This window comes from Mesorhizobium sp. M2C.T.Ca.TU.002.02.1.1 (genome assembly GCF_003997225.1).
Window position 1 is genome coordinate 1 of record NZ_RZTO01001061.1, and the last position, 1750, is coordinate 1750.

The window sequence follows — 1750 nt, forward strand, 5'->3', positions numbered from 1 at the left end:
TTGCTAATCTCCCCCCTTGAGGGGGAGATGTCCGGCAGGACAGAGAGGCGGGTGACGGAGTGCCAACCTGCGAGTGAGTTGAGCTGTCGCTCCGACAAATCCCGCGTGTGCGCCTCCCGGCCTTTTTCGGCAACCATCCGAAGTGCCGCAACTGCGATATCGCGTGCGGCACTCGCATCGACCGTCACGAGCGGCCTTGCACTGCGCGCGTCGCCGGCAATCGATACGCCCCAACGGACATCCTCGCCGGCCTGCACTGCCTTTAACCTTACATCGGCGGTAACAGCGTCCAAGCTCAGCTGCCCGCCGCCATCGACAACCACCGACACCTTCGGCCCCAGCCGTGCCGTCAGCCCGGCCTCTTCGATCGCCACCCTGATCCGCTCGGCCAACGGTCTCGGATCCGCGACCTCCTGCGGATCGATCCCCGCCAGGGGTCCAACGTCGACCGGAACGCCGCTGCGCACCGCGATACCAAGCGCATCCACCTCCGCCGCCAGCAGCCGGGCGCTTTCGGCGGTCAAACCTCGGATCTGCAGGCTGCCGCGCGCGGTTACTTCCATGATGCCATTGCCGTGGCGAAGAGCGGATTCGCCGAGTCCGATCAGCGACTTGGGCGTAAGTCCTCCAGCGACCGGGTTGAGTCGCACCAGCAGCCCATCGCCTGTCTGCATCGGGGCGGACAAAGCGGGGCAGGCGCCGCGGCGCGAAAAGGCGTTCATGCCGCCACCCCGCTCGCTCGGGCTTCGGCGATCAAAGCCGCGAGATCGTCGTCGATCGAATTGCGGAGCGGGTGCCAAAGGCCGCGCCGCCGCGCCGCGAGGAAACGCTCGGCGATGACCTTCGCGGCGGCGGGGTTCTCGCGCAGCAGGAAGGCGCGGACGTCCGGATCACCGACATAGGCGTCATGCACCGCCTCGATCAGCGCGCCTGATATGGCATGGGTGGTCTCGGCAAAGCCGACCAGGCGGTCGACCGTTTCGGCGAATTCCGAGGCGCCGCGCGGCCCGTGGCGCATCTGGCCGGCGATGAAGCGCGGGTTGACGGCGCGGGCCCGCACCACCCGCGATACTGCTTCGCCGACCGAGCGCGGCTTCGGCTTCTTCGGATCGGTGGTGTCCAGCACGATGACATCGGCGTTGCGGCCAAGCGCGGCAAGAGCCGCCGAAAAGCCGCCAATGAAGGCGACATCGGCCGAACCTTCGAGGATGTCGCGGCCCGGGTCGTCGCCGGTATGGACGAGAAGGTCGGCTTCGGCGATCCGTCCCTCGAAAGCGCCAGGCGCCGAAATCGCTTCGCCGTCGACGCCACCATAGGCGTGCGAGGTGGCGTCGAGATAGGCGCGGCCGATCTCTTCGCGCGCGCCCCATTCGCCGCGCGACAGCAGGTCCTCGACGCCGGCGCCATAGGTGCCGGGCGATGTGCCGAAAATGCGCGGGCCGACCTTGCCTTGTGCGCGGGTCGCGGCGGCAAGCGGGTTCTCCGAATCGTCCTCGTCGCGGCCGGCCACCGCGTTGGCGGCGGCATCGATCAGCGCGATCTGGGTCGGGAACATGTCGCGAAACAGGCCGGAGATGCGCCAGGTGACGTCGACGCGCGGGCGGCCGAGCGTGGCCGGCGGCAGCACTTCGATGCCGGTGATGCGGCCGGTGGCGGCATCCCATTGCGGCCGGCAGCCCATCAGCGCCAGCCCTTGCGCGATCTCCTCGCCGCCGGTGCGCAGCGAGGCCGAGCCCCAGAGGTCGATGAC

General features: G+C 68.9%; 2 protein-coding genes. Both read right to left on the bottom strand.

Going from position 1 to position 1750, the window contains the following annotated elements; translation table 11 throughout:
* Positions 1-722 (bottom strand): precorrin-3B synthase (cobG, locus tag EOD07_RS33295; protein WP_127238248.1); only part of this gene is annotated, 722 nt, incomplete at its 3' end.
* Positions 719-1750 (bottom strand): cobaltochelatase subunit CobN (locus EOD07_RS33300; RefSeq protein WP_206519636.1); only part of this gene is annotated, 1032 nt, incomplete at its 5' end. The genes EOD07_RS33300 and cobG, both read right to left, overlap by 4 nt.